The sequence below is a fragment of the Corynebacterium sp. HMSC076C10 genome (genome assembly GCF_001812455.1).
In the GTDB taxonomy this organism is placed as follows: Bacteria; Actinomycetota; Actinomycetes; order Mycobacteriales; family Mycobacteriaceae; genus Corynebacterium; species Corynebacterium jeikeium_D.
In genome coordinates, this window is the sequence record NZ_KV809126.1 from 1 (window position 1) to 820 (window position 820).

At 52.3% G+C, this 820-nt stretch carries 1 protein-coding gene; it reads left to right on the forward strand.

Annotated features, from left to right (window positions below):
• Window positions 1-63 precede the first annotated feature (63 nt).
• Window positions 64-768, forward strand: coding sequence for an IS6-like element IS26 family transposase (locus tag HMPREF2857_RS06115; protein ID WP_001067855.1), 705 nt, complete (start codon window positions 64-66; stop codon window positions 766-768).
• The last annotated feature ends 52 nt before the right edge of the window (window positions 769-820 follow it).

Here is an 820-nt window from a genome sequence, read left to right on the forward strand (position 1 = left end):
GGCACTGTTGCAAATAGTCGGTGGTGATAAACTTATCATCCCCTTTTGCTGATGGAGCTGCACATGAACCCATTCAAAGGCCGGCATTTTCAGCGTGACATCATTCTGTGGGCCGTACGCTGGTACTGCAAATACGGCATCAGTTACCGTGAGCTGCAGGAGATGCTGGCTGAACGCGGAGTGAATGTCGATCACTCCACGATTTACCGCTGGGTTCAGCGTTATGCGCCTGAAATGGAAAAACGGCTGCGCTGGTACTGGCGTAACCCTTCCGATCTTTGCCCGTGGCACATGGATGAAACCTACGTGAAGGTCAATGGCCGCTGGGCGTATCTGTACCGGGCCGTCGACAGCCGGGGCCGCACTGTCGATTTTTATCTCTCCTCCCGTCGTAACAGCAAAGCTGCATACCGGTTTCTGGGTAAAATCCTCAACAACGTGAAGAAGTGGCAGATCCCACGATTCATCAACACGGATAAAGCGCCCGCCTATGGTCGCGCGCTTGCTCTGCTCAAACGCGAAGGCCGGTGCCCGTCTGACGTTGAACACCGACAGATTAAGTACCGGAACAACGTGATTGAATGCGATCATGGCAAACTGAAACGGATAATCGGCGCCACGCTGGGATTTAAATCCATGAAGACGGCTTACGCCACCATCAAAGGTATTGAGGTGATGCGTGCACTACGCAAAGGCCAGGCCTCAGCATTTTATTATGGTGATCCCCTGGGCGAAATGCGCCTGGTAAGCAGAGTTTTTGAAATGTAAGGCCTTTGAATAAGACAAAAGGCTGCCTCATCGCTAACTTTGCAACAGTGCC